General features: G+C 74.3%; 22 protein-coding genes and 1 riboswitch. Of the genes, 9 read left to right on the top strand and 13 right to left on the bottom strand.

Annotation, left to right across the window (positions count from 1 at the left end; all coding sequences use genetic code 11):
* Positions 1-62 precede the first annotated feature (62 nt).
* The 3 genes from nirB to HCJ94_RS14550 are packed head-to-tail and all read left to right on the top strand — an operon-like array spanning position 63 to position 4,069.
* Positions 63-2,576 carry a nitrite reductase large subunit NirB gene (nirB, locus tag HCJ94_RS14560; RefSeq protein ID WP_168001556.1) on the top strand — a complete coding sequence of 838 codons (2,514 nt, stop codon included), beginning with the start codon at positions 63-65 and terminating at the stop codon, positions 2,574-2,576.
* 26 nt (positions 2,577-2,602) lie between these two features.
* Positions 2,603-2,980: a nitrite reductase small subunit NirD gene (nirD, locus tag HCJ94_RS14555; protein ID WP_168001660.1), complete on the top strand. Its 378-nt coding sequence runs from the start codon at positions 2,603-2,605 to the stop codon at positions 2,978-2,980.
* Positions 2,981-4,069, top strand: a complete 1,089-nt coding sequence (locus HCJ94_RS14550) for a uroporphyrinogen-III synthase (protein WP_168001555.1) — start codon at positions 2,981-2,983, stop codon at positions 4,067-4,069.
* Between the two features lie 55 nt (positions 4,070-4,124).
* On the opposite strand, the gene HCJ94_RS14545 is transcribed toward HCJ94_RS14550, so the two are convergent.
* From HCJ94_RS14545 to HCJ94_RS14530, 4 genes are all read right to left on the bottom strand, one after another.
* Entirely contained in the window at positions 4,125-4,748 is a 624-nt protein-coding gene (locus tag HCJ94_RS14545) for a GTP-binding protein (RefSeq protein ID WP_168001554.1), read from the bottom strand.
* Positions 4,729-5,094, bottom strand: coding sequence for a DUF742 domain-containing protein (locus tag HCJ94_RS14540; RefSeq protein ID WP_168001553.1), 366 nt, complete (start codon positions 5,092-5,094; stop codon positions 4,729-4,731). The genes HCJ94_RS14545 and HCJ94_RS14540 overlap by 20 nt, the downstream gene beginning before the upstream one ends.
* Positions 5,095-5,185: 91 nt before the next feature.
* Positions 5,186-5,593 (bottom strand): roadblock/LC7 domain-containing protein, encoded by a 408-nt coding sequence (locus HCJ94_RS14535; RefSeq protein ID WP_030329975.1) that lies wholly within the window; start codon positions 5,591-5,593, stop codon positions 5,186-5,188.
* A complete protein-coding gene (locus HCJ94_RS14530) occupies positions 5,590-8,643 on the bottom strand; it encodes a sensor histidine kinase (RefSeq protein WP_168001552.1) in 3,054 nt (1,017 codons plus the stop codon). The genes HCJ94_RS14535 and HCJ94_RS14530 overlap by 4 nt, the downstream gene beginning before the upstream one ends.
* 446 nt (positions 8,644-9,089) lie before the next feature.
* Between HCJ94_RS14530 and HCJ94_RS14525 the strand changes: the two genes are divergently transcribed.
* Positions 9,090-10,271, top strand: coding sequence for an ABC transporter substrate-binding protein (locus HCJ94_RS14525; protein WP_168001551.1), 1,182 nt, complete (start codon positions 9,090-9,092; stop codon positions 10,269-10,271).
* Positions 10,272-10,361: 90 nt separating this feature from the next.
* On the opposite strand, the gene HCJ94_RS14520 is transcribed toward HCJ94_RS14525, so the two are convergent.
* On the bottom strand, positions 10,362-11,225 hold the full coding sequence (locus HCJ94_RS14520; protein WP_168001659.1) for an ABC transporter permease: 864 nt from the start codon (positions 11,223-11,225) through the stop codon (positions 10,362-10,364).
* Between the two features lie 102 nt (positions 11,226-11,327).
* Positions 11,328-12,359 (bottom strand): ABC transporter substrate-binding protein, encoded by a 1,032-nt coding sequence (locus HCJ94_RS14515; protein ID WP_168001550.1) that lies wholly within the window; start codon positions 12,357-12,359, stop codon positions 11,328-11,330.
* A gap of 266 nt (positions 12,360-12,625) precedes the next feature.
* Between HCJ94_RS14515 and HCJ94_RS14510 the strand changes: the two genes are divergently transcribed.
* The 4 genes from HCJ94_RS14510 (at position 12,626) to HCJ94_RS29635 (ending at position 17,812) form a co-directional block, all read left to right on the top strand.
* Positions 12,626-13,405 carry an ABC transporter ATP-binding protein gene (locus tag HCJ94_RS14510; RefSeq protein ID WP_168001549.1) on the top strand — a complete coding sequence of 260 codons (780 nt, stop codon included), beginning with the start codon at positions 12,626-12,628 and terminating at the stop codon, positions 13,403-13,405.
* 2 nt (positions 13,406-13,407) lie between these two features.
* Positions 13,408-14,358 (top strand): LLM class F420-dependent oxidoreductase, encoded by a 951-nt coding sequence (locus HCJ94_RS14505; protein WP_168001658.1) that lies wholly within the window; start codon positions 13,408-13,410, stop codon positions 14,356-14,358.
* On the top strand, positions 14,355-14,657 hold the full coding sequence (locus tag HCJ94_RS14500) for a cupin domain-containing protein (protein WP_168001548.1): 303 nt from the start codon (positions 14,355-14,357) through the stop codon (positions 14,655-14,657). The genes HCJ94_RS14505 and HCJ94_RS14500 overlap by 4 nt, the downstream gene beginning before the upstream one ends.
* Before the next feature lie 77 nt (positions 14,658-14,734).
* The gene (locus HCJ94_RS29635) at positions 14,735-17,812 is read left to right on the top strand and encodes a hypothetical protein (protein ID WP_205801288.1); all 3,078 of its coding nucleotides are present in this window, start codon (positions 14,735-14,737) and stop codon (positions 17,810-17,812) included.
* Positions 17,813-18,030: 218 nt separating this feature from the next.
* On the opposite strand, the gene thiC is transcribed toward HCJ94_RS29635, so the two are convergent.
* The 7 genes from thiC to thiE all read right to left on the bottom strand — a co-directional run bounded on the left by thiC (position 18,031) and on the right by thiE (position 24,030).
* Positions 18,031-19,623, bottom strand: a complete 1,593-nt coding sequence (gene thiC / locus HCJ94_RS14490; protein WP_168001547.1) for a phosphomethylpyrimidine synthase ThiC — start codon at positions 19,621-19,623, stop codon at positions 18,031-18,033.
* 17 nt (positions 19,624-19,640) lie between these two features.
* Positions 19,641-20,429: a bifunctional hydroxymethylpyrimidine kinase/phosphomethylpyrimidine kinase gene (gene thiD / locus HCJ94_RS14485; protein WP_168001546.1), complete on the bottom strand. Its 789-nt coding sequence runs from the start codon at positions 20,427-20,429 to the stop codon at positions 19,641-19,643.
* Entirely contained in the window at positions 20,426-21,184 is a 759-nt protein-coding gene (locus HCJ94_RS14480) for a thiamine phosphate synthase (protein WP_168001657.1), read from the bottom strand. The genes thiD and HCJ94_RS14480 overlap by 4 nt, the downstream gene beginning before the upstream one ends.
* Positions 21,185-21,264: 80 nt before the next feature.
* On the bottom strand, positions 21,265-22,041 hold the full coding sequence (locus HCJ94_RS14475; RefSeq protein WP_168001545.1) for a thiazole synthase: 777 nt from the start codon (positions 22,039-22,041) through the stop codon (positions 21,265-21,267).
* Positions 22,038-22,238: a sulfur carrier protein ThiS gene (gene thiS / locus HCJ94_RS14470; protein ID WP_168001544.1), complete on the bottom strand. Its 201-nt coding sequence runs from the start codon at positions 22,236-22,238 to the stop codon at positions 22,038-22,040. Before thiS ends, HCJ94_RS14475 begins: the two co-directional genes overlap by 4 nt.
* On the bottom strand, positions 22,229-23,410 hold the full coding sequence (thiO, locus tag HCJ94_RS14465; protein WP_168001543.1) for a glycine oxidase ThiO: 1,182 nt from the start codon (positions 23,408-23,410) through the stop codon (positions 22,229-22,231). The genes thiS and thiO overlap by 10 nt, the downstream gene beginning before the upstream one ends.
* Positions 23,404-24,030, bottom strand: a complete 627-nt coding sequence (thiE, locus tag HCJ94_RS14460) for a thiamine phosphate synthase (RefSeq protein WP_168001542.1) — start codon at positions 24,028-24,030, stop codon at positions 23,404-23,406. The genes thiO and thiE overlap by 7 nt, the downstream gene beginning before the upstream one ends.
* Positions 24,025-24,134, bottom strand: a riboswitch (TPP riboswitch). It overlaps the preceding gene by 6 nt.
* A 273-nt stretch (positions 24,135-24,407) precedes the next feature.
* Between thiE and HCJ94_RS30195 the strand changes: the two genes are divergently transcribed.
* The gene (locus HCJ94_RS30195) at positions 24,408-25,970 is read left to right on the top strand and encodes a ThuA domain-containing protein (protein WP_168001541.1); all 1,563 of its coding nucleotides are present in this window, start codon (positions 24,408-24,410) and stop codon (positions 25,968-25,970) included.
* Positions 25,971-26,061 lie beyond the last annotated feature (91 nt).

The raw sequence follows: 26,061 nt of genomic DNA, 5'->3' as shown, positions 1-26,061 counted from the left end.
GACGTTGCCGGTTGCGCCGGCGCGGCCGGGGCTCGGACCGTTCGGCGAAGCGGAGTGCCGGCATGAGCTACGGCAGGCTGGTCGTCGTCGGAAACGGCATGGTCGGGCAGCGGTTCGTGGACGCGTTGCGCGCCCGCGACACGGACGGTCGCTGGCGGGTGACCGTGCTCGGCGAGGAGACCCGACCGGCGTACGACCGGGTGCGGCTCTCGGCCTTCTTCGACGGGGTGGGCGAGGACGAGCTGAACCTGCACACCCCCGACGACGGCGTCGAGCTGCGGCTCGGCGAGCCGGTCACGGCGATCGACCGGGACCGGCGCGTGGTCACGACGGCGGCCGGGGAGTACGCGTACGACGCGCTGGTACTGGCCACCGGGTCGTACGCCTTCGTCCCGCCGATCGAGGGGACGGACCTGCCGGGGGTCTTCGTCTACCGCACGCTGGACGACCTGGCGGCGATCCGCCAGCACGCGGACGGCCGGCGTACCGGCGCGGTGATCGGCGGCGGCCTGCTCGGCCTGGAGGCGGCGAACGCGCTGCGGCTGCTCGGGCTCGCCACCAGCGTGGTGGAGTTCGCGCCGCGGCTGATGCCGGTGCAGGTGGACACCGCCGGCGGCGCGATGCTCCGCCGGTACGTCGAGGAGCTGGACGTGAGCTGCCACCTCGGGGTGGCCACCAGCGCCCTGCGCGCCGGCCCGGACGGGTCGGTGGCCGCGCTGGAGCTGACCGACGGCGCCCGGGTCGACGCCGACCTCGTCGTCGTCGCGGCCGGCATCCGACCCCGCGACGAGCTGGCCCGGGCCGCCGGCCTGCCGCTCGGTCCCCGGGGCGGGGTGCTCGTCGACGACACCTGCCGGACGGCGGACGAGCGGATCTGGGCGGTCGGCGAGTGCGCGGCGGTCGACGGGACCTGCCACGGCCTGGTCGCGCCGGGGTACGCGATGGCCGAGGTGGTCGCCGACCGGCTGGTGGGCGGCGCGGCGACCTTCCCCGGCGCGGACACCGCGACCAAGCTCAAACTACTCGGGGTGGACGTCGCCTCGTTCGGCGACGCGCACGGCACCACCGAGGGCTGCCTCGACGTGACGTTCACCGACCCGGCCACCCGGGTGTACGCGAAGCTGGTCCTCTCCGACGACGCGAGCACGCTGCTCGGCGGTGTGCTGGTCGGCGACGCCAGCGCGTACCCGACGTTGCGGGCGAGTGTCGGCGGGCCGCTGCCCGCTCCCCCGCTGGCGCTGCTCGCGCCGGCCGGGGGCGGCGCCGGGGCGACGACGCTGCCGGGTTCGGCGCAGGTCTGCTCCTGCAACGCGGTCACCCGCGACGACATCGACGCGGCCATCGCGGGCGGCGCCACCGACGTGCCGGCGCTCAAGGCGTGCACCCGGGCCGGCACGAGCTGCGGTTCCTGCGTACCGATGCTCAAGCAGTTGCTGGACGCCGCCGGGGTGAAGCAGTCCACGGCGCTCTGCGAGCACTTCGACGCGAGCCGGCAGGAGCTGTTCGACATCGTCCGGGTCCGTGGCATCCGCACCTTCTCCCGGCTGATCGCGGAACACGGCCGGGGTCGCGGGTGTGACATCTGCAAGCCGGCGGTGGCGTCGATCCTCGCCTCCCTCGGCAGCGGGCACATCCTCGACGGCGAGCAGGCGTCGCTGCAGGACACCAACGACCACTTCCTGGCCAACCTGCAACGCGACGGCAGCTACTCGGTGGTGCCCCGGATCCCCGGCGGCGAGATCACCCCGGAGAAGCTGATCGTGATCGGCGAGGTGGCGCGGGACTTCCAGCTCTACACGAAGATCACCGGCGGGCAGCGGATCGACCTGTTCGGCGCGCGGGTCGAGCAGCTGCCGCAGATCTGGCGCCGGCTGGTCGACGCCGGCTTCGAGTCCGGTCACGCGTACGGCAAGGCGCTGCGCACGGTGAAGTCGTGCGTCGGGTCGACCTGGTGCCGGTACGGCGTGCAGGACTCGGTCGGGCTGGCCGTGGCGCTGGAGCTGCGCTACCGCGGCCTGCGCGCCCCACACAAGATCAAGTCTGCGGTGTCCGGCTGCGCCCGGGAGTGCGCCGAGGCCCGCAGCAAGGACTTCGGCATCATCGCCACCGACACCGGCTGGAACCTCTACGTCGGCGGCAACGGCGGTTTCCGGCCCCGGCACGCCGACCTGTTCGCCAGCGACCTCACGACGTCCGAACTGGTCACCCTGATCGACCGGTTCCTCATGTTCTACATCCGCACCGCGGACCGGCTGCAACGCACCGCCGCCTGGATCGAGGCGATGGACGGCGGGCTGGACCACCTCCGCGCGGTCATCGTCGACGACTCGCTCGGCCTCTGCGCCGAGCTGGACGAGGCGATGGCCCGGCACGTCGCGTCGTACTCGGACGAGTGGCGGGACGTCCTCGACGACCCGGTACGGCTGCGCCGGTTCACCTCGTTCGTCAACGCGCCCGACGTGCCCGACCCCTCCATCCAGTTCACCGAGGAACGCGGCCAACCGGTGCCCGCCCCGGCCGGCACGGCCGGCACCCGGCAGCCGGTGGCCCTGGGAATGCCGGAGGTACGCCGATGAGCACCGCGACCATGGGAGGTACGCCGATGAGCACCGCGACCGTGGGGATCGCCCAGCCGGGCAACGCGACCCGATCGCGCTGGACCCCGGTGTGCCCGCTGGACCGACTGGACCTGGACCGGGGTGTCGCCGCGCTGGTCGACGGCGTGCAGGTCGCGCTGTTCCGCACCGCCGACGGCCTGTTCGCCACCGACAACCTCGACCCGGTCGGCGGGGCGTACGTGCTCTCACGCGGGATCGTCGGCAGCCGGGGCGGGGTGCCGACGGTGGCCTCCCCGCTGCACAAGCAGGTGTACGACCTGAGCACCGGGCGCTGCCTCGACCTGCCGGGGGTCGCCGTCCGGTCGCACGAGGTGCGCTGCCGGGACGGGCTGGTCGAGGTGCGGCTGCGACAGGAGGGGTGAATGCGCGACGAACTGGCCGGCTTCACCATCGGAGTGACCGCCGACCGGCGACGGGACGAACTGGCGGCGCTGCTCCAGCGGCGGGGTGCGCGGGTGGTCCTCGCGCCCGCCCTGCGGATCGTGCCGCTGGCCGACGACACCGAGTTGCGCGAGGCGACCCGGGCCTGCCTGGACCGGCCGCCGGACATCCTGATGGCCAACACCGGCATCGGGATGCGCGGCTGGCTGGAGGCGGCCGAGGGCTGGGGGCTGGCCGAGCCGCTGCGCTCGGTGCTCGGCGAGGCGTACGTGGTGGCACGCGGGCCCAAGGCGCGGGGCGCGATCCGCGCCGCCGGTCTGCACGACCAGTGGTCCCCGGCCTCGGAGAGCTGTGACGAGGTGGTCGACCACCTGCGCCGGCGCGGAGTGGCGGGGCAGGTGATCGCCATGCAGCTGCACGGCGAGCGGCAGCCCGAGTGCACGATGGCGCTGGAGGCCGCCGGGGCGACCGTGATCGAGGTACCGGTCTACCGCTGGGCGCCGCCCACCGACCCGGCGCCCCTGCACCGGCTGATCGACCTGGTCGCCGGCCGGCTGGTCGACGCGGTGACGTTCACCTCCGCCCCGGCCGCCGAGGCGATGCTCCGGGCCGCCGGGGACCGCACCGACGCGGTGCTCGACGCCTTCCGCGGCGACGTGCTGGCCAGTTGCGTGGGCGCGGTGACCGCCGAGCCGTTGCTGCGGCGCGGGGTCCCGGTCAGCGCGCCGCACCGGGCGCGGCTCGGTGCCCTGGTCCGCACCATCGTCGACGAACTGCCCCGCCGTACGGTCACCCTGAAGGTCGCCGGCCATCTGCTCACCCTGCGCGGGCACGCGGCCATGGTCGACGGGGACCTGCGCCCGCTGGCGCCGGCCCCGATGGCGGTGCTACGGGCGCTGGCGGCCTCCCCGGGGCGCGTCCTGTCCCGGACCGCCCTGCTGCGGACACTGCCACGCGGCGCGGACGAGCACGCGGTGGAGATGGCGGTGGCGCGGCTCCGCGCCGGCCTGAAGGCGCCCCGGGTCGTGCAGACCGTGGTGAAGCGGGGCTACCGCCTGCGCGTCGACTGACCGCGCCGTCCGGCGGCCCGCCGCGGGTCTGCCGCGCGGGACCGCCGGCCGGCGGTCAGCCGACCGGCGCCGGGTGGCCCCGGTCGTGCTCGGCCTGCAGGCGCGCCATGGCGTGCTCGACGACGGTCACCAGCACCTGCTTGACGGCGTCCCGGCGCCGGGCGTCGGTCATGACCAGCGGCACGTCCGCCGGGATGGCGAGCGCCTCCCGCACCTCGTCCAGCTCGTACTCGGGGGCGCCGTCGAACTTGTTGAGCGCCACCACGTACGGCAGGTTGCGGTTCTCGAAGTAGTCCAGCGGGGCGAACGCGTCGGTGATGCGGCGGGTGTCCACCAGGACCGCCGCGCCCACCGCACCCCGGATGATCTCGTCCCACATGAACCAGAACCGGGTCTGGCCGGGCGTGCCGAACAGGTACAGGATCAGGTCCTGCGCCATCGTGATCCGGCCGAAGTCCATGGCGACGGTCGTGGTCTCCTTGCCGGGCACCTTGGACGGGTCGTCGATGCCGACGCCGGCCGCCGTCATGACCGCCTCGGTGGTCAACGGGGTGATCTCCGAGATGGCGCCGACCAGCGTCGTCTTGCCGACGCCGAAACCGCCCGCGATGACGATCTTCGCGGAGATGATCTCCCGGCTGCGGCTCGCCCCGGCGGGGTCATAGTTCGCGAAGTCCACTTAGCACCCTTCCAAGCAGGTTCATCCGCTCCTCGTACCCCACGGCGGGAGCGGCGGTGTGTAGCGTCAGCAGGCCCTCGGCCACCATGTCGGCGACCAGCACCCGGGTGACGCCCAGCGGCATCCGGGTGTACGCGGCGATCTCCGCCAGCGACTGCGCCCGGCCCTCGCAGACCGTCGCGATGCGGTGCTTGTCGTGCCCCGCGAAGCGGGACTCGGCGACCGCGGTGGCACTCGCGGACAGCACCGCCTCCAGGGCGATGTCCTGCCGCGGTTCGGTCCGGCCCCGGGTGACCGCGTAGGGGCGTACCAGCTCGCCACGCGGGTCCGCACGCCGCTGATCCATCCGCGGTCACCTCCCCTCTGCCGGTCCGGAGCCCTCCGGCACCGGATCACCTGTCCCAGATCGGCGCGAGCCTGTGCGCCGCGTCCCCGGGCTACGAACGCACCGCGTCCCGGGGCAGCGGCACCAGTGCGGCACCGACCCGTTCCACCAGGAGCGCCATCTCATACCCCACCTGGCCGACGTCGCAGCTGCGGGCCGCGAGCACGGCCATCGACGAGCCGTCGCTGATCGACATCAGGAACAGGTAGCCGCTGTCCATCTCGATGACCGTCTGGAGCACACCGCCGGCGCTGAACATCCGGGCCGCGCCCTCGGTCAGGCTCACCACACCGGAGGTGATCGCCGCGAGCTGGTCGGCCCGGTCCGCGGGCAGGTCCCGGGAGGAGGCGAGCAGCAGCCCGTCGGCGGACACCGCCACCACGTGGGCGATGCCCGCCACGCTGTCGGCGAAGTTGGTGAGCAGCCAACCCATGTCCTGCATGGCCGCTGGCCTGTTCATCGGCTCGTCTCCTTGGTAGAGGTGCTGTTCGGATCCGTGCCGGCCGCCCGCCCGCGCTGCACACCGCGGTGGTAGGCCGACAGGAGACCACGTACGTCGTCCGGCGTCCGCCGGGTGCGCTCCTGCGCGCCCCGCGGCTCGATGCCGCCGGGAACGAGCTGCGCCTGCGGTACCCGCTTCGGCAGGCCGGAGCGGGTGGTGGCGTCGACGGCCGGCTCGGCGGCCCGGCTGGCCCGGGTCCAGCCGTCGTCGGCCGCGGTGCGCCACGCGTCCGCGTCGGCCGCCGGCGCCGCCGCGGCCGTCTCCGTGGCCGCCGTCGCGGCGGCGGGCGGCTGACCGGTCGTCGCGGCCGGCGGCGTGTACGACGGCGGCGCGGCCAACGTGCCGGGAACCCGGGTGGGCAGCGTCGGCCGGGCCGATGCCTCCGCCGCCGGGCGGTCCCCCGCCGGACGGTCCCGGGCCGGCGCGGCCGGCGAACCGAAGTCCGGCCGGGCGAAGATGGCGGTGGCGTCGTCACCGTGCGACCGGAACCAGACCGCCTCCATCTCCCGGAAGATCGGTGCCTCCGCCGGCAGGTCGACCGGTGGCGTGATCGGCGGGGTCGGTGCCAGCGACGCGGTGGCCGCCAGCCCGGCACCGAGCCCACCGCCGAAACCGCCCCCACCCGTCGGCGCGGCGCCGGAGGCGGTGCCCGTCGCGGCAGCAGTACCGACGGTGGGGAAGGCGCCCGTGGCGGTCGCGGCGGGGGCATCGGCGGCGGAGCGCCGGGGCAGCGGGTCCAGCGTCGCGTACGCGGCGGTCGACGCACCCGTCGAGAGGCCACCGGCGAACGCGGGTTGCACCGGGGCGACCGTGGGTTGCGCCCCGGTCCGGCCGCCCCCCTGCACCGGGGACGTGGTGTCGCGAGCCTGCTCCGGCGCCTGCCACGGTGCCGGCGGCGCCTGGTCGGTGCGCCACGGGTCCGGGAGGGTGGCGGTCCGCGTCGCGCCGGCCAGCGGTTCGCCGAGGCCGACCGGGGTGAGCGGCGTCTGCTCCACGGCGAGCGGCTGGCGCGGCCGGGCGATCGACTCCCGTCCACGGGTGGGCAGGACCACCGTGGCCGTCGGCAGGGTCACCTGCGCGACGGTGCCGCCCTCGACGTTGCGGCGCAGCTCGACGCGGATGCCGTAGCGGGCGGCGAGCCGGCTCACCACGGCCAGGCCCATCAGCCGGAACGCCGCGACGTCGACGGTCGGCGGCTCGGCGAGCCGCCGGTTGAGCGAGTCCAGTTGCTCGTCGGACAGGCCGAGGCCGCGGTCCTCGACCTGGATCAGCACGTAGTCGCGGATCCGCCGTGCGTCGGCGACCACCGTCGTGTTCGGCGGGGAGAACCGGGTGGCGTTGTCGAGCAGTTCGGCGACCAGCCGGACGACGTCGTTGACCGCGTGGGCGGCCACCGAGACGTCGGTGTCGACCGTGCCGAACTCGATCCGGTTGTACAGCTCCACCTCGGACTGGGCGGCGCGCAGCACGTCCACCAGCAGGGCGTCCTCCCGGCGCGGTACGGCCGAGTCGGCGCCCGCGAGGACCAGCAGGTTCTCGTCGTTGCGGCGCATCCGGGTGGCCAGGTGGTCCAGCTCGAAGAGCCGCGCCAGCCGCTTCGGGTCCTCCTCGCCGCGCTCGATCGCGTCCAGTTCGCCGATCATCCGGTCGACCAGCGTCTGGCTGCGGCGGGCCAGGTTGAGGAACATCGCCGAGACGCTCGTCCGCAGGGCGGCCTGCTCGGCGGCGACCCGGACGGCCTCCCGGTGCACCACGTTGAAGGCGAGCGCGACCTGGCCGACCTCGTCGCGGTTGGCGAGCCGGATCGGGTCGCGTACCTGCTGGACGATCTCGTCGACACCGCCGTCGCCCACGGTCTCCATGCTCTGGAGCCGGCGCACCGCTTCCGGCAGGTCGTGGTTGGCCACCGCGAGGGCACCCTCACGCAGCCGGTGCAGCGAGTGGTTCAGCGAACGCGCCAGCACCACGGCGAGGGTGACCGCGATGAGGAGCGTGAGGAGCACCAGGAGCGACTCGACCACGGCCTGCCGGAGGACGTCCGCGCGAGCCTGCTCGGCCTGGGCCAGCAGCTCGTCCTGGAGCCGGATCTCGGCCCACCGCATGAGGTCGTTGACCGCGCCGATCGCGGCGCTCGCGTCGCGCGCGCCGACCAGGGGCCGCTGCCCGACCGAGCGGGTGACGTCGGAGGCGACCCGGTCGGCCAGCGTGACCGCGTCACCGGAGACGGTGCTGTCGACCAGGGCGCGCTGGGTCGGGCCGGCCGCCAGGGAGAAGGCGAGCAGCGCCTCCTGCTGGCTGGTCAGGGTCGCCACGAAGGAGGAGAACTGCTCCTCGTCGATGCGGCCGACGCTCAGCGCGGTGTAGACGACCGACTCCTCCTCGGCGACGGCCGCCTTGGCGCGGGCGAAGGCGGCGACCGCACGGCGGGCGTCCGCCAACCGCTCCTCGCCCGGCAGCTGGGCCAGGCCGTCGCCGTACGCGACCAGGTCGGTGAGGATGACCCCGTACCGCAGCGACGCCTCGGCGACGGCCATCTGCCGGCGGTCCAGCACCTGCTGCCGGGTCGCGTCGAGGGTCTCGAGGTGCTCGTCGATGGTGGCCAGGCGGTCGCGGACCGCGGCCGGCGCCTCGCCGACGCGCTCGCGCTCCTCCCGGTACGCCTTCACCCGCTCGTCGGTGCTGCGCACCCGCAGGTTGTACGCGTCGACGCGCTCCTGGGGCACCGCCAGATAGGCGGACGCGGCCATACGCTCGGCGTGCAGGTCCTGGGTCAGCGCGGAGACGTCGACGGAGAGCTCGGTGAGCGCCTCGGCGCGGGAGGCGTCGTACGCGTCCGCACCGACGGCGACCAGGCGGACCGCGGCCAGCGCGATGACCGCGGCGACCGGCACGACCAGGATCAGCGCCAGCTTGGACCGGATCCGGGCGTCGCGGAGCCGGGGCAGGCGGCGGCGCCTCGACTGGTCGCGGTCGCCGCCTGCGGGCAGGGTCGTCGGTCCGGTGCTCACGACATCGCCTCCGTTGTTTCCTCCACGCCTGACCGCCGACCCGTGCCTGGTGCAGCGGAGAGCCCACGCGCGGCACGGCCGCGATTTCATCAGACGGGATCTTGTTTGGGAAGCCGCAGTGGGGCAGGAAACGGTCGGACGGCACCGAACAGGCCGTGGCGACCCCCCGATCCGGGCCACTCCCCGACGCTCTGAACAGGCATTGTTGACGGCGAGTTGCGAGCCGTGCCGGATCGGTGAGCGTTTGCAAACTTTGTGTTACCTCAACATGTGGGATCGGCGTCCCGAAAAGCCTCCCCACTGCCCGCTTGACCGCAGCGCCCGACATTGGCAAGGTTTTGCAGGCTTTCGCGCTCACCGTACGGCAGAACAGTTCCGTCCCTGACGAACGGACGGTCGATTCCGGCGGTGCCCGGGCCGCGCCCACGTCCACCTGGAGGACAACGTTGAGCCCCATCCGCTCCGCGACCGCCGCGGCACTCGCCTCGGCCGTCCTGGCCACCACGCTCACCGCCTGCCAGTTCGGCGGGGAGGAGCGGGACACCAGCCCCATCGTCATCGCCGCCGACCTCGAACTCTCCGGGGCCTCCGCGGCCGTCGGCAAGGCGTACCAGCGAGCCCTGGAACTGAAGGTCGAGCAACTGAACTCCTCGGGCGCGCTGAACGGCCGGCGCGTCGAACTCACCATCAAGGACAATCGCTCCGACGCGAGCGAATCGTTGCGGAACATCAACGATTTCGGTGACGACGCCAAGGTCAGCGCGATCATCATGGGCGGCTGCAACGAATGCGCGGTCGGCGCCGTACGCACCATCGACGAAAAGCGGGTGCCCACCATCGCGCTGGCCCCCTCCGGCGCCGTCACGAACCCCGTCGGGCAGCGCCGGTACGTGTTCAAGCTGGCCCCGAACGCGGCCGACAACGCGGCCGCCCTCACCGGCGAACTGCGGCGCGGCGGCGCCACCGAGGTCGGCGTGCTGCACAGCGACGACGACTACGGCCGGGAGGGGCTCGCGGCGCTCCAGCGCGAGTTCGGCAAGGCCGGCGTGAAGGTACGCCGGGTGGAGCGGGTCCGCGCCACCGACACCGACGTCGCCCGCCAGGTCACCGCGGTGACCACCGGCGACCCCGACGCCCTGGTGCTCTGGACGCCCCCGGAGCAGGCGAGCCTCGCCGCCGTGGCGGCGCAGTCGGCCGGCTTCGACGGCTCGCTCTACCTGGACGCCTCGGCCGCCGGGGACCTCTTTCTCGGCCAGGCGGCGCGGGCCACCGAACGCGCCACCCTGGTCTTCACGCAGACCATGGTGATCGACGACGTCATCGCCACCACGCCGGCGAAGGCCGCACGGCGGCAGTGGTTCCAGGACTACACCGCCCGGTTCGGCGGTTACCACGGCTCGTCCTCGTTCGCCGCTGACGCCGTCCAGTTGATCGCCGACGCCGCGCTGCGCGCGGGTGGGAAGCCCGGCGCGGTCAACCGGGACGGCATCCGGGACGTGCTGGAGACGTCCCAACTGGACGGTCTGTCGGGACCGATCCGGATGACCCCGGACAACCACTCCGGCCTGATGCCGCAGGCGCTGACCACCCTGGTCGCGCGCAACGGCCGCTGGCGCCTGGCCGGCTGACCGCCGCCGTACGGCCCGGTGGGCGCCGGCTCACCGGGCCGATTGGCCTCGGCTCACCGGGCCCGTCGGCGTCCGGTCACCGGCCCGCGCTCACCGGGCCGTGGTCGCGCGTACCCAGGGCAGGGCGAGGCGCTCGACGAAGGAGAGCGCCGAGTAGAGCGCGATGCTCATCGCGGCGATCAGCACGATCGCGGCCCACGCCGTCGCGGTGTCCCCCACGCCGTTGTACTGCAGGATCTGGTACCCCAGGCCCGGCTTGTCCGAGTAGAACTCGCCGATCACCGCACCGATGGCGGCCAGCGGCATCGCCACCTTCAACCCGACGAAGACCTGCGGCAGCGCGGCCGGGAAGCGCACCTTTCTGAACGACTGCCACCACGAGGCGTTCAACGACCGGGCCAGCTCGGCCAGGTCCGCCGGGGTGGTGGTGAGGCCGGTCGCCGTGGAGAGGACGATCGGGAAGAAGCAGAGCAGGAACACCATCGTCAGGATCGGCTTCTCGCCCCAGCCGAACGACACCACCAGCAGCGGGCCGAGCGCGATCTTCGGCACCGCGTTGACCGCCACGAGCAGCGGGGCGAACATCCGCTCGGCGCGCCGGGAGGCGGCCAGGGTCATCCCGATCAGCACCCCCGCGACCGTCGAGATCAGGAAGCCGAGCACGGTCATCAGGGTGGTGATGCCGAGGGCCGGCAGCAGCACGCCGCGGGACAGGGTCAGGGAATCCCAGACGTCCTGCGGCGGTGGCAGCGACACCGGGTGCACGAGGCCGAGCCCCGAGGTGACCAGCCACCAGAAAGCCAGCGCGATCACCACCCCGAGCAGCGGCAGGCCGACGTTCGCCGGCCGCGTCCCGCGCCACCGGCCGGCGACCGGCGGTGTGGCGGGAACGGTCGTCGGGGATGCCTCGACGGATTCCTCCGACGGCCGCCGCTCGGGCCGGGTACCGGTCACCTCGGTCACGGGAACCTCCTGTTCTGCCGGCTGACGACCGGCACGCGGCGGGGGTGCGGCCCACGGACGGCGTCCATGGGCCGCACCCCCGACCGTCGGCGATCAGGCCTTCGGCGCGAGGCTGAAGTCGATGATCTGGTCGGGCGTGATGTTCTGCTTGAGCGCACCGGCGCCCTGGAGGATCGCGATGCTCTTGGCGACCCGGCCGCTGTCCAGCGTGCCGAGCTGGGTGCCGGTGTTGCTGGACCGGACGTAGCCGGCCATCAGCTCCAGCTCGGCCTTCGCCGCCGCCGGGTTCGCGGCGGGCACGTTCTTCTTCAGGATGTCGGCCGCCTCCTGCGGGTTGGCCAGCGCGTACTCCAGGCCCTTGAGCAGGGCGTTGGTGAACCGCTTGACCATCTCCGGGTTCTCCTTGGCGAGCTTGGAGGAGGTGATCAGCACGTTGCCGTAGAGGTCCTGCATCACGTTGCTGTACGGCAGCAGGACCGCCCTCTTCTTGGTCACCGCCTCGATGGTCGGCTGGCCGACCACGAACTGCCCGATGCCGTCGACGGTGCCGGAGGCGAGGGTGCCCATCAGCGTCTGGGCGTCACCGTTGACCCAGGTCACCTTGCTCGCGTCGACACCCGCCATCTTCGCGTACGTCGGGAAGAGGTTGCGGACGACGGACCCCTGGGTGTCGGCGAGCTTCTTGCCCTCCAGGTCCTTCGGCGAGGCGATGTTCTTGCCCTCGACGGTGGCGATGGCGGCCATGGTGCGCTGCTGGATCGCGGCCACCGCGACGAAGTCCTTGGCCACGCCGTTGCCGAGCTGGAGCAGACCGCCGGTGAGGTCGATCGGGCCGAACTGGGCCTGCCCGCTGACGACCGTCTGGATGACGCTGCCGGTGCCCTGGCCCGGCTTGATCTCCACGTCGAAGCCGGCCTCGGTGAAGAAGCCCTTCTCCTTCGCGACCCAGGCGTACGAGTCACGGCCGAAGTTGCCGAACGACGTGAGGTACGTCACCTTCTCCACGGCGCCGCCGTTGCCTCCCTTGGCGTCGTCCGTGGAGTCCGAGCCGCTGCTGCAGGCCGCGACGAGCGCGAGGGCGGCGGCCATCGAGGCCGCGGCGACCGTACGGGTCAGCCTTCTCATCAGTGCACCTTGTCCTTTCCGACCGGGGCCGGCGGGCCTCCGGAGGGGTTGTCTGGTGGCGCCGGCGGGAGGGGGGTGGCCGACACCACCGTCGTGAGGGGACTCTTCGCGGGCACAGCGTACGAGAATTCCACCTTTCCGACGCCAGGCGTATCGGGTTGCGAAACGGAAACGGACTGACGTCCAACCCGGACGGTGCGATTGAGGCACGAGACGGATACTCTGTCCCGCGGATTGCTGACCGCCGACTCAGGGAGGCCCGCGGGATGATCCGTCTGTCCGGCGTATCCCGCACCTTCGACGGCCGGTCCGGTCGCGTGGAGGCCCTGCGCGGCATCGACCTTGAGGTCGCCGAGGGCGAGTTCGTCGCCGTCGTCGGCCGCTCCGGCTGTGGCAAGTCCACCCTGCTGCGGCTGGTCGCCGGCCTGCTGCCGGTCACCGCCGGGGAGGTCACGGTCGGCGGCACGCCGATCATCCGGCCCCGCCGGGACGTCGCCATGCTGTTCCAGCGGCCGGCGCTGCTGCCGTGGCGCACCGTGCTCGACAACGTCCTGCTCCCGGTGGAGATCTTCGGCTGGAAACGGGCGAAGCACCACGACCGGGCCCGGCAGCTGCTGGAGGTGGCCGGCCTGGCCGGGTTCGAGAAGCGGCTGCCCCACGAGCTCTCCGGCGGGATGCAGCAGCGGGTGGCGCTGTGCCGCTCCCTCATCGGTGAGCCCCGGGTCATGCTCATGGACGAGCCGTTCTCCGCGCTGGACGCGCTCACCCGGGAGGAGCTCTCCGGTGAGCTGCAACGGATACACATGGAGACGTCGGCGACGGTCGTCTTCGTCACCCACTCGATCGACGAGGCCGTCCTGCTCGCCGACCGGGTGGTGGTGCTCAGCCCCCGCCCCGGCCGGATCCGCAGCATCGTCGACGTGACCATCCCCCGGCCGCGCACCCTCGGCCGCAACGCGCATTTGGCGGACGTCGCCCGGGTCAGCGCCGACCTGCACGAGCTGCTGATGGAGAAGGACATGCCGGTGGCGGCGGAGGACCGATGACCATGCGGGTGTCCCTGTTCACCGAGCCGCACCGGGGTGCCAGCTACGACGACCAGCTCCGGTTCGCGCGCCTCGCCGAGGACTGCGGGTACGAGGGCTTCCTCCGCGCCGACCATTACCGGGCGATGGGCGACGAGCCGGCGCTCCCCGGCCCCACCGACGCCTGGTTGACGCTGGCCGCCCTGGCCCGGGAGACCAGGCGGATCCGGCTCGGCACCCTGGTCACCTCGGCGACGTTCCGGCTGCCCGGGCCCTTGGCCGTGATGGTGGCCCAGGTGGACCAGATGAGCGGCGGCCGGGTCGAGCTGGGCATCGGCGCCGGGTGGTACGAACGCGAGCACACCGCGTACGGGATCCCGTTCCCCGGTGTCGCCGAGCGCTTCGACCGGCTGGCCGAGCAACTGGAGATCGTCACCGGGCTGTGGCGCACCCCGGTGGACAGGACCTTCAGCTACACCGGCGCCCACTACCGTCTCGTCGACGCACCGGCGCTGCCGAAACCGGTGCAGGTGCCGGGCCCGCCGGTGATCGTGGGCGGGCGCGGCCCGAAGCGCACTCCCGAGCTGGCCGCCCGGTACGCCGACGAGTTCAACATGCCGTTCACCACCGTCTCCCAGACGGCGGCCGCGTACCAGCGGGTCCGCGAGGCGTGCGAGTGGGCCGGGAGGGCCGAGTCCGGGCGGCCGCCGCTGGTGTTGTCCGCCGGGATCGTGGTGGCGATCGGCCGCACCGACGCCGACGCCCGGCACCGGGCCGCGCCCCTGCACGTGCCGAGCGCCCTTCCGCCCGAGGATCCGGTGGTCGGCTCGCCCGCGCAGCTCGTCGACCGCATCGGCGAGTTCGCCGCGATCGGCGCCGGCCGCGTCCACCTGCGCCTGATCGACCTCGCCGATCTCGACCACCTGGAGCTCATCGCCGCCGAGGTGCTCCCCCAACTGGACGGAGTCCGATGACCGACACCGACCTCGAGCTCGGCCCGGTGGGCCAGGAGATCGTGTACGAGAACGACCGCGTCCGGGTCTGGCACATCAAGCTCGAGCCGGGCGAGCGGCAGCCGCTGCACCGGCACGACCACCCGTACCTGGTGGTGGCCATCCAGGGCGCGAAGAACGTGGTGCAGACCGTCGACGGCACCCGCGTCGACGCCGACGAGCCGACCGGCGGCGTCGTCTTCCGGGACCCCGGGGCGGTGCACATGCTCACCAACGTCGGCGACACGACGTACCTGGCCCGGCTGGTCGAACTCAAGTAGACCCGCCGCCGGCAGGGCTGTCGTACCGCACGGCGTGCCGGTGGCGATCGGGCGCACCGGACCGTAACGTGCCGGACATGGCCAATCGGACCTGGGGCAAACTGCTGCTCACGGCGCTCGGGGTGAGCCTGCTGGCCGGAGCCGGTCAGCTCGGCATCGCGTTCGGCTTCGGCGTCGTGCGGCTCACGGGCGCCTTCACCGGTGGCACCGTCAACCAGTGGCCGGCCCAGCTCGCCTGGATCGGCTGGTTCGCGGCGAACGCCGCCGTCGTCGGCGCCGTACTCACCGAACGCCTGGCCCGTCGGGACGGGCCGCTGACCGGCACCGGGCGGCAACTGGCCGTCGCGGGCGCCGCCGCGCTGGGCGCCACGGTCGTCGCACCGCTCTGCATGCAGCCGGCCCGGGCCGCCGAACTGATCTCCGTGGATCCGGTCTGGGCCGTCGCCATCTGCGCGGCCCTCGGCACGGGGGCGGGCGCGGGGGCCGCGCTCGCCGTGCTGGTCCGGCCGCCGCTGGGCTGGAACATGGCCCTGGTCGCCGGGGTCGTCTGGCTGCTGGCCCTGGTCTCGGTCGTACCGTCCGTCACCGCCACCGGCCCGCTGACCACCGTACGCCTCGGGGTGCTGGAGCCGGCGTGGCTCAGCGCCGCGGCGGCGCAGCGCCTGGCGCTGCTGATCCTGCCCCTGGTGGCGCTGCTGGCCGGGGCGACCACCGGCGCCGTCGCCCGCTGGCGCGGGCATCCCCCGCTGATCGGCGGTCTGACCGGGGTGGCCGGGCCGGCGCTGCTGGCGTTCGCCTACCTGGCCGCCGGCCCCGGCGGTGGCGTCGACCGTTACCAGACCACGCCCTACTACGGCGCCGTGCTCGCCGTGGCCGCGGGCGCGCTCGGCTCGGCCGCCGCCGCCCTGCTGCGCTGGCCGCTCGTGGAGCGCACGGCGGCGGGAAGCGCGGGCATCCCGGGCGCCGCCGGCGCGATCGAGCCCACCGACATCCTGCGGCCGCTGCCGACCGGTCCGGCCCTGCCCCGGACCGCCGCGACCGCGCCGTCCGCCGGTACGGCGGGCGACGCCGGGCGCCTGACCGGCGGCACCGGTACGCCGGCCGGCGCCGGTGACGACGCGGCGGGCACCACGCGGGGCGGACGGACACCGGAGACGCCCGGCGGTCCCACGCCGGCCCACTGGGACTGGCCGGCGCCGGGTGGCACCTCGGCCGGTGCCGCGGCGGCCACGACCGGTTCCACCGGGACACCTGTCCCCGCCCCGGTAGACCCCGACCCGCTCGCCGGGAACGTCCGGTCCGACCGGCACCGCGCCTCAGCACCGGCACCCTCCCCCGTGGAGGTCGCCGGCGACGGCGCCGCGTCATCCGGCGCAGTGTCATCCGGCGCCGCATCACCCGGCGCCTCGGAAGCCGCCGGATCCGCCGGAATCGTCGGCACCGGCCTGACCGGATCCGCCGCCGCAGCCCCGTCGACGCCGGCAGCCGCCGCATCCAGACCCTCGGCCGGGCACGCGGCACCCGCAGCGCCGGCGGGCCCGTCGACGAAGCGGGCCCGGGCGGCCAGGCCGGCGGACGGGGCAGCCAAGCCGACAACGGGTACGGCTGACGCGGCCGGGCCCGCCACACCGGCGGGCGGGGCGGCCAGTGCGGTAGCACCTGCCGACGACGAAGCCGGGCGGGCCACACTGGACGACGGCGCGGCCAAGCCGACAACGGGTGCGGCCGACGCCAGGATGCGGACCGCCAGGGACCGTGCGACCGCGGCCCGGCCGGACACGCTCCGGGACGAGGCGGCCCCGCCGGCCACGCCTCAGAACGAAGCGGCCCCGCCGGCCACGCCGCAGGACGGACCGGCCCGGCTGGACAGGTCAACCGACGACGCAGCCGGGTCGGTCGTGCCGGCCGGAGATCCGGGGCGAACCGGGGGCCGGGCGAAGGCCACGAAAGGGACGGCGCCGGCGGAGACGCCGGACACGGCTCCGGCAGCGGGTGAGACGGCACCCCGGCCACGCCGTGGCCGCCGGACGAAGGCCACGCCCGCCAAGGCGACCGGTGCCGCTTCCCGCACCGCGGACGAGCCGGCAGCCACCGACCGGCCGACCACCCCACTCCTGGACACCCCGCCGTCCACCGCGGACCGGCCGACCACCGCCCCTTCGGGCACCCCGCTGGCGGCCACCGGCCGGGCGTCGGTCGCATCCGCGGCGGGGCCGGCTCCGACCGGCGCGTTTCCCACAGCGGCGAGCCCGGCACCGACCGGCGGCTCTCCCGCACCGGACATCAGCGACCCCGGCCGGAGCGACCCGGCACCGGCCGCCGGGCGTGCGCCCGTACCGTCCGGACCCCTGCCCACGCCGCCGACGCCCGCCGTTCCGGCACGACCGGCGCCCGCGCAGCTGGGGCCGGATCCGTTCGCCTCGTCGCGGCCCGACCCCACCCCGGTCACGCCACCCCGGCCCACTCCCACCCGGGTCGGGCCGGAGCCGTTCGCCGCGCTGCCGCCGCTGACACCGACGCAGCCGACGCCGCGTCCGGTCGCCTCGGATCCGTTCACCCCGCCGGCGCCGGGTTCCGCCCGCCCTGACGACGACGGGGCGGCCGAGGCGGCCCCCCGGCCCCGGCACCGGGCTCCCCTGCCGGACCTGAACAGCCCCCACGCCTGGGACGCCTTCGGCACCGCCCGGCGCGGCGGCCCGACGGAGGCCCGTCCGGTGGAGAGCCACCCGACGGGAACCGACCCGGCCGGTGGTGAACCGACGCCGGGAGCCGCGACCAGTCCGGTGGGCGCGGCGACCGGAGAGGATCCCACGCCGTCCGTGGCCGATCGGCTGGCCGCCGCGTTCGCGGGCGCCGACGGCCGTCCGACCGGCACCTCGTCACCGACGGCCGGGCAGGTCGCCGGCGAGGACACGCCGGCCGATCACGGCGGGCCCGAGCAGCGGCCCGAGCCGAAGCGGCGCGGCCTGTTCCGGCGGAACCGGTCACGGTCCGACCAGGCCGACGCCTCGACGGACGCGGAGCCGCTGCCGGCGCAGGACGAGGAGTTCGTGGACTGGGTCACCGGGCTGAGCAAGCCGCTGCCGGACAACGAGCCGGAGCAGGAGAGCGGCCGCCGCTCCCTACGCTCGACCGGTCGCCACCACCGCGACTGACACACCACCTGCCCCCTTTGCTCTGCTTCGACCCACGCAACAGTTTCCGCCCGATGTCGTTGCGCCCGTTGAAGCAGAGCAAAGGGGCGGAGCACACTCCCGCCCGCCGCCCGGCGTATCGCGTTGACCATGAGAGCGTCAACGCGATACGCCGGGTGTCGACGGGCTGACCGTGTCACGACCGGCCGCCGGGCGGCGGGCGGCGGGCTCGTGGTGAGTCAGGCCAGGGGCAGGTAGACGCGGCCGCCCGAGGCGACGAACTCGTCGGACTTGTCCTTCATGCCGCGGGCCGCGTACTCCTTGAGCTCCTGCGTGATCCTCATGGAGCAGAACTTCGGCCCGCACATCGAGCAGAAGTGGGCCGTCTTCGCCGGCTCGGCGGGGAGCGTGGCGTCGTGGTACGCGCGCGCCGTCTCCGGGTCCAGCGAGAGGTTGAACTGGTCCTCCCACCGGAACTCGAAGCGCGCCTTGGACAGAGCGTCGTCCCACGCCTGCGCGCCGGGGTGCCCCTTGGCCAGGTCCGCCGCGTGCGCCGCGATCTTGTACGCGATCACGCCGGCCTTCACGTCGTCCCGGTCCGGCAGCCCGAGGTGCTCCTTCGGCGTGACGTAGCAGAGCATCGCCGTGCCGAACATGCCGATCATCGCCGCGCCGATGGCCGAGGTGATGTGGTCGTACGCGGGCGCGATGTCCGTGGTCAGCGGCCCGAGGGTGTAGAACGGGGCCTCGTGACACCACTCCTGCTGGAGGTCCACGTTCTCCTTGATCTTGTGCATCGGCACGTGGCCCGGGCCCTCGATCATCACCTGGACGTCGTGCTCCCACGCGACCTTCGTCAGCTCCCCGAGCGTACGCAGCTCGGCGAACTGCGCCTCGTCGTTGGCGTCGGCGATCGAGCCGGGTCGCAGGCCGTCGCCGAGCGAGAACGTCACGTCGTAGCGGGACAGGATCTCGCACAGCTCGGCGAAGTTGGTGTAGAGGAAGTTCTCCTCGTGGTGGGCCAGACACCAGGCCGCCATGATCGAGCCGCCCCGCGACACGATGCCGGTCACCCGGCCGACCGCGAGGGGCACGTACGGCAGCAGCACACCGGCGTGCACCGTCATGTAGTCGACGCCCTGCTCGGCCTGCTCGATGACGGTCTCCCGGAACACCTCCCAGCTCAACTTCACCGGGTCACCGCCGACCTTCTCCAGCGCCTGGTAGATCGGCACCGTGCCGATGGGCACCGGCGAGTTCCGCACGATCGCCTCGCGCGTCTCGTGGATCCGCTTGCCGGTCGACAGGTCCATCACGGTGTCCGCGCCCCACCGCGTCGCCCAGGTCAGCTTCTCCACCTCCTCGGCGATCGACGAGGTCACCGCGGAGGTGCCGATGTTGGCGTTGACCTTGACCAGGAAGGCCTTGCCGATGATCGCCGGCTCGCACTCCGGGTGGTTGACGTTCAACGGCAGGACCGCCCGGCCGGCCGCGATCTCGTCGCGCACGAACTCCGGTGCCATGCCCTCCCGGATCGCCACGAACTCCATCTCCGGCGTGACGACGCCCGCCCGGGCGTACGCGAGCTGCGTGGGCCGCTTGCCGTCCCGCCCGGCCAGCGGGGTGCCGGCACCCCGGACCGGCGCCACGTCACCCCGCTCGGCGATCCATGGTCCGCGCAGCGGCGGCAGTCCGACCTCCGGGTCCGAACCCGGCCCGGACGTGTCGTAGAGCCGCACCGGCGGGTTGTCCCCGGTGAGGTCGACCTCGGCGAACGGCACCTGGACGTCCGGCCGCGAACCCTCGACGTAGACCTTGCGACGTGCCTGCATGACAGCCTCCCTGTCGCTCAAGCGGACCAGCCGAAGTGGTCCAGCGGGCCGTGTCCCGCGCCCAACTCCCAGTCCCGGGCGCCGGTCAGCGCCCGGGTGACGTACTCCTTGGCGGTGGCGACGGCCGCCGGCACCGGATCGCCCAGCGCGAGCCGGACGGCGACGGCCGCCGAGAACGAACATCCGGTTCCGTGGTTGTGCCGGGTCGGCACCCGGGGCGCGCGGAGCAGGGTGGTGACGCCGCCGCCGTGCAGCACGTCGACGGCCTCGCCGTCCGCGTCCACGTCGCCGCCGGTGACCACGACGTGCTCCGGGCCGCCGGCGGCGAGAGCCTCGGCGGCGGCCACCATCTCCTCGACCGTGGACACCGGGCGTCCGGTGATGGCCGCGGCCTCCGCGCAGTTCGGCGTCGCCACCCGCGCGTACGGCAGCAGCCGCTCCACCGCCGCCACCACGCCCAGCGCGTGCCCGCTGGTGGCGACCAGCACCGGGTCGACGACGAGGTGCGGCAGCCGGCCGTCCTTCGCCGCGTCGGCGACGACGTCGGCGACCGCCGGGGTGCCCAGCATGCCGGTCTTGACCGCCCGGACGGTGAAGTCGGCGAGCACGCTGTCCAACTGGTCGGCGACCGTGCGCGGCGGCAGCGGCAGGACGGCGTCGACACCCCGGGTGTTCTGCGCGGTGACGGCCGTGAGGACGCTGGTGCCGTACGCCCCGAGCGCGGCGAAGACCTTCAGGTCGGCCTGGATGCCGGCGCCGCCGCCGGAGTCGGAGCCGGCGATGGTGAGGATGGTGGGTGGCGTCACTTGGCTCTCTCCGTGGTTGCGGTTGAGGGCTGCGGCCGACCGTGCCCACTCCGGGCGGTCAGGCTTGATCCCTCCGTGGGCGCGGTCGGCCGCAGCCCTGTCGTGGGGACCGCCGTCGTTCGCCGCCGGCTTGGTGGTCTCGGGTGTGCCGCCTTCTGTCGGGTGGCCTGGTCGAAGGCCGTTGTCAGCGTGGTGGCTGCCTCGGCGGGGTCGTCTGAGCGCATGACGGCACCCAGCACGGCCACACCCGCCGCTCCCGCCTCGACACAGTCCTGCACCTGCTCAGCGGTCTCGATGCCGCCGAGGGCCAGGACCGGCACGGGGCTGGCTCCGATCAGCGCTGCCAGCCCTTCCGGATGGAGGGGTGGGCCGTAGCCGGGTTTGGTCCGCGTGGGGTAGACGGGTGAGAGGGTGACGTAGTCCTCGGTGGTGAGTCGCGCGAGCTCGGTGTGGTCGTGGCAGGAGCGGCCGACCAGGCCGAGGCGCGGCGGCGGGTACGGGCCGGCGGCGGGCAGGTGCACGGCGTCCCCGTCGAGCGGGTCCGGGCCGGCGACGACCAGGGTGCCACCCACCTGGGCGAGGACGGCGCGCAGCTCGGCGGCGAGCGCGGCACGGTCGGGGCGGGGCAGGTCCTTCTCCCGCAGTACCACCCACCGCACTCCCCCGGCCACCGCGCCCGCCACCACCTCGACGAGCGGCCGCCGCGCCACCCGCCGGTCGGTCAGCACGACGACGCCGACCGGCCCGCTGACGATCGTGGACGTCCGCGGTCCTTCCAGGGACCGGTCCGCGTGGCCACCACCAGGCGCCACGAGACCTGTCGCTCCCCGCCGTGTCACAGGTCCGGCCGCCCCTCGTCCGGGGTGGAGGCGAGGGCGTGGAAGCGGCGCGGTATGCGGCCGGCCCCGTACGCCAGGCGGCCCGCCTCGACCGCGTACCGCATCGCCGTCGCCATCGCCACCGGGTCGGCGGCGCGCGTCACCGCGCTGGCCAGCAGCACCGCGTCGCAGCCCAGTTCCATGGCGAGGGCCGCGTCGGACGCGGTGCCGATGCCGGCGTCCAGGATCACCGGCACGTCCACGCTCTGCCGGATGAGCCGGATGTGGTGCGGGTTGGACACCCCGAGCCCGGATCCGATCGGCGACCCGGCCGGCATCACGGCCGCGCAGCCCACGTCGGCGAGGCGGCGGGCCAGGATCGGGTCGTCCGACGTGTACGGCAGCACGGTGAACCCGTCGGCGACCAGTTCCTCGGCGGCGCGCAGCAGTTCCACCCCGTCGGGCAGCAGGGTGCGCTCGTCGCCGATCACCTCCAGCTTCACCCAGTCGGTGTCGAACGCCTCCCGCGCCAGGTGGGCCACCTTCACCGCCTCGCCGGCCGTGTAGCAGCCGGCCGTGTTGGGCAGCAGCCGCACTCCGCAGCGGTCGAGGAGGTCCAGCAGGCCACCCGAGCCGCCGGAGGTGTCGACCCGGCGCAGGGCGAGGGTGACCAGCTCGGTGCCGGACGCCCGGATCGCCTGCTCCAGCACGTGCAGGTTGGCCGCCCCGCCCGTGCCGAGGACCAGCCGTGACGTGAACGTGACGCCGCCCAGCTCGAAGCTCACGCCGGTCACCCGCCCTGCGCGGCGCTGAGCACCTCGACCCGGTCGCCGTCCCGCAGCAGCGTCGCCGACCAGCCACCACGCGGCACCACCTCGCCGTTGACGGCGACGGCGAGGCCGCGCTCCTGGTCGGTGACGGCGCGGACCAGGTCCGCGACGGTCGAGCCGCCGGGCAGGGTACGTCCGGCCCCGTTCACGGTCAGTTCCACCGCTCCTCCTTCATGGTCGCACCGCCGGACGCGCGCGCACCGGCCACACCCGGCTCGTCCGGTGTGACCAGCCCGAAGCGGTCGGGCGTGAACGGGGCGAGCAGCGGGTCCGGCTCGCCGGTGAGGATCAGGTCGCTGATCAGGTCGGCGGTGACCGGGGTGAGCACGATCCCGTGCCGGTGGTGCCCGGTGGCGGCGAGCACGTCCGGCCGGCCGGTCAGCGGGCCGAGGATCGGCGCGTTGTCCGGCGTGCCGGGGCGCAGCCCGGCGAGCGTCTCGACCAGGTCGTACTCGGCGAGCTCCGGCACCAGGTCGACGGCCGCGCGGAGCAGGCGCAGCACGGCTCCGGCGGACACCGTCGTGTCGGTGCGCTCCTCGACGGTCGCCCCGACCACCACCTCCCCGCCGGCCCGGGGGACGAGGTAGACGTGCTCGCCGTCCGCGTACCCCCGGATCACGTGCCGGAAGCCCGGCGCGACGCCGCCGGGCGCGCGGAGCCGCAGCACCTGGCCCTTCACCGGCCGGACCGGCAGCCCGGTCAGCGCGGCGGCGCCGCAACCGGCCGCGACCACCGTGACGCCGGCGGCCACGTCGGACAGGCGGCGGACCGCGCCGGCCACCAGGGTCGCGCCGGCCCGCTCGGCGGCCGTCCGCAGCGCCGGCACCAGGCGGCGCGGGTCGACCTGGTGGTCGGTGGCGGCGAGGGCGCCACCGCGCACCCGGGGCGCGAGCGCCGGCTCGCGGTCCCGCAGCTCCGAGGGGCGCAGCACGGCCACCGGCAGGCCGAGCCCCTGCTGGTACGCCCACAGCCGCCGCGCCTCGGCCAGGTCGTCGGCGGTGAGCCCGACCATGAGGGTGCCGTCGGCCCGGTAGCCGAGGTCGGCGCCGGAGACGTCGGCCAGTTCGGCGGCGAACGCCGGCCAGCGGGCGGCCGAGGCGGTGAGCAGCCCGGTCAGCTCGTGCTCGCCGAAGTACGCCTCGGCGACCGGCGCGAGCATCCCGGCGGCGACGTGCGCGGCACCCGATCCCGGGGCCGGATCGTGCACGACGACGCGCAACCCGCGCGCGGCGCACCGCCAGGCGATCGCGAGCCCGACCGGCCCGGCCCCCACCACCGCCACGTCGGGAGGGAAGGGGACACCGGCCGGCTGGGCGGGCCCCCCGGTCAGCACGTCAGCGCCTTCAGCAGCTCGGCGGTGGCGCGGGCGGGGTCGGCGGCCTCGGAGAGCGCGCCGACCACCGCCACCCCGTACGCGCCGGCCGCCCGCAGGGCGGGCACGTCCTCCGCCGTCACTCCCCCGATGGCGATCACCGGCACGCTGACCGACACGGCGACCGCCCGGACTCCGGCCACGCCGATCGCGGCCGGGAGCCCGTCCTTCGTCGTGGTGGGCCGGTACGGCCCGACCCCCAGGTAGCTGGCCCCGGCGGCGACCGCCTCGGCGGCGGTGCCCGGGTCGCGTGCGGTGGCGCCGAGGACGGCCGCCGATCCCAGCACCGCACGGGCCGCGCCGACCGGCAGGTCGTCGGCGCCCACGTGCCCACCCTCGGCGCCCACCGCCAGGGCCACGTGGAGGCGGTCGTTCACCAGGCAGGTCGCCCCGTGCCGCGCGCACAGCGCGACCACCCGGCGGGCCAGGTCGTACGCCTCCCGGTCGGTCGCGTCGTCGGTCACCCGGACCTGGACGACCAGCTCGGCACGGGCCACCGGCAGGGCGGCCCGGACGACGGCGAGCGGATCCCGCCCGGGTCGGGTGTCGGTGATGAGATGCAGTCGACCGAGGGACGGCACGGCAACACTCCTCCCTGCGCCGGCATTACCCGGATCAGGTTCGACGGTCGGGGGCTCACAGCCCCCCTCTCAGCCCGGTCCACCGGGCTCCCGTGGGTTACTTGCGTGTCACCGTACGACAGATGCGCCGGGCTGCCAAGACGCGGTCCCCGGGGCGGGCGCTTTGCACGGTCCTGGCTGGAATGTCGCCCGGCGTTGTCGAAACGTTACCCATCGAGACCTTGCCATGAACCGATGCAGCCGAATTAATTTGTTCAGCGATTCGACATAATGCCGGAACGAACGCCCTGGCACGGCGTCCGTCCGGCTCCACCTGGGACGGTCTTCGGCGAGCCGGCCCCCGCGACCCCTGTCCAGTCAGGACAAAGGAGACCGGAGTGTCCCGACCACGCCGTGCCCGCGTACCCGTCACCGCCACCCTCCTCACACTCGGCCTCGCCGCGGCCACGCTCGTCGGCGTCCCCGCCGCGCAGGCCGCGCCCGCCGTCCAGGCCGCGCCGGTCGCGGCGCCGGAGGCCGCCGCCGACGAGCCGTTCTCGGTCCTGGTCTTCTCGAAGACGGCCGGCTTCCGGCACGACTCCATCCCGACCGGCATCGCCGCGATCCAGCAGCTCGGCGCCGCCAACGGCTTCACCGTCGACACCACCGAGGACGGTGCCGCGTTCACCGACGAGAACCTCGCCCGGTACCGGGTGGTCGTCTGGCTCTCCACCACCGGTGACGTCCTGGCCCCCGACCAGCAGGCGGCGTTCGAGCGCTACATCCGCGCCGGCGGCGGGTACGCCGGCATCCACGCCGCCTCCGACACCGAGTACAGCTGGGCCTGGTACGGCGACCTGGTGGGGGCGCACTTCGCCAGCCACCCCGCCAACCAGCAGGCCACCGTCAAGGTGGAGGACCACGCGCACCCCTCCACCGCGGAGCTGCCGGAGCGCTGGTCCCGGTTCGACGAGTGGTACAACTACCAGTCCAACCCGCGCGGTGACGTGCACGTGCTGGCCACCCTCGACGAGACCAGCTACTCCCCCGGCGCGGGCGCGATGGGTCACGACCACCCGATCGCCTGGTGCCAGGACTTCGACGGCGGCCGGGCCTGGTACACCGGCGGCGGGCACACCCGCGAGTCGTACGCCGAGCCGCAGTTCCTCGCCCACCTGCTCGGCGGCATCCGCACCGCCGCCGGGGTGCAGGACGCCGACTGCGGCGCCTCGCTGACCGAGAGCTTCGAGAAGGTGGCGCTGGACAGCAACACCAGCAACCCGATGGAGCTTGACGTCGCCCCCGACGGCCGCGTCTTCTACATCGAGCGCGACGGCCGGGTGCAGATCGTCAAGCCGGACACCGGCAGCACGGTCACCGCCCTCGACCTCGACGTCTTCACCGGCAAGGCACCTGAGATGCGCATCCGCAAGGCGGTCGCCGCCGTGCTCACCGGCCTGGTCCTGGCGTTCCTCGCCGCGGCCCCGGCCACGGCGCACAGCGGGAAGCTCAAGCTGACGGTGGCCGGCGACGGGGCCGGTGGCGTCACGATCCAGGCTGCGTACGCCGACGGCCACCGCCTGGACAAGCTGGTCCGGCTGACCCTCACCGCCGCCGGTTCCGGCGGCCGGACGGTCGGCCCGCTGCAACTGGAACCGGCGGCCGAGGGGCAGGGCTCCTACACCACCGGTCCGATCCTCTCCCCCGGCACGTGGACGGTGCGGGTGACGGCACCCGCACCGCACTCCGGCGCGGCGACCGCGAAGGTGCGGGCGCGAGCGCCGCAGACACCGTCGCTGGCGCCGGTCGCCCGGGACGTGTCGCCGGCCCGGGCGGACCGGTCCACCGGGGACGGTGCCGCGCCCGGGTGGTGGCGGCCGGTCGCGGTCGGCGTCGCCGTGCTCCTCGTCGTGGCGCTGACCGCACCGGTGCTGGGCCGGCTGCGCCGCGGCCGGTCGTAGGCCCCGGTCGGACCACGGCCCGGCATCCCGCCACTCCCACGGCGGGGTGCCGGGCCGTTCCCGATCAGGGACTTCGACGCACGCCCTAGAC

This window comes from Micromonospora thermarum, from assembly GCF_012034245.1.
Lineage (GTDB): Bacteria > Actinomycetota > Actinomycetes > Mycobacteriales > Micromonosporaceae > Micromonospora > Micromonospora thermarum.
Note: the sequence above shows the minus strand (reverse complement) of the source record. Positions and strands in the feature narration are given on the sequence as shown.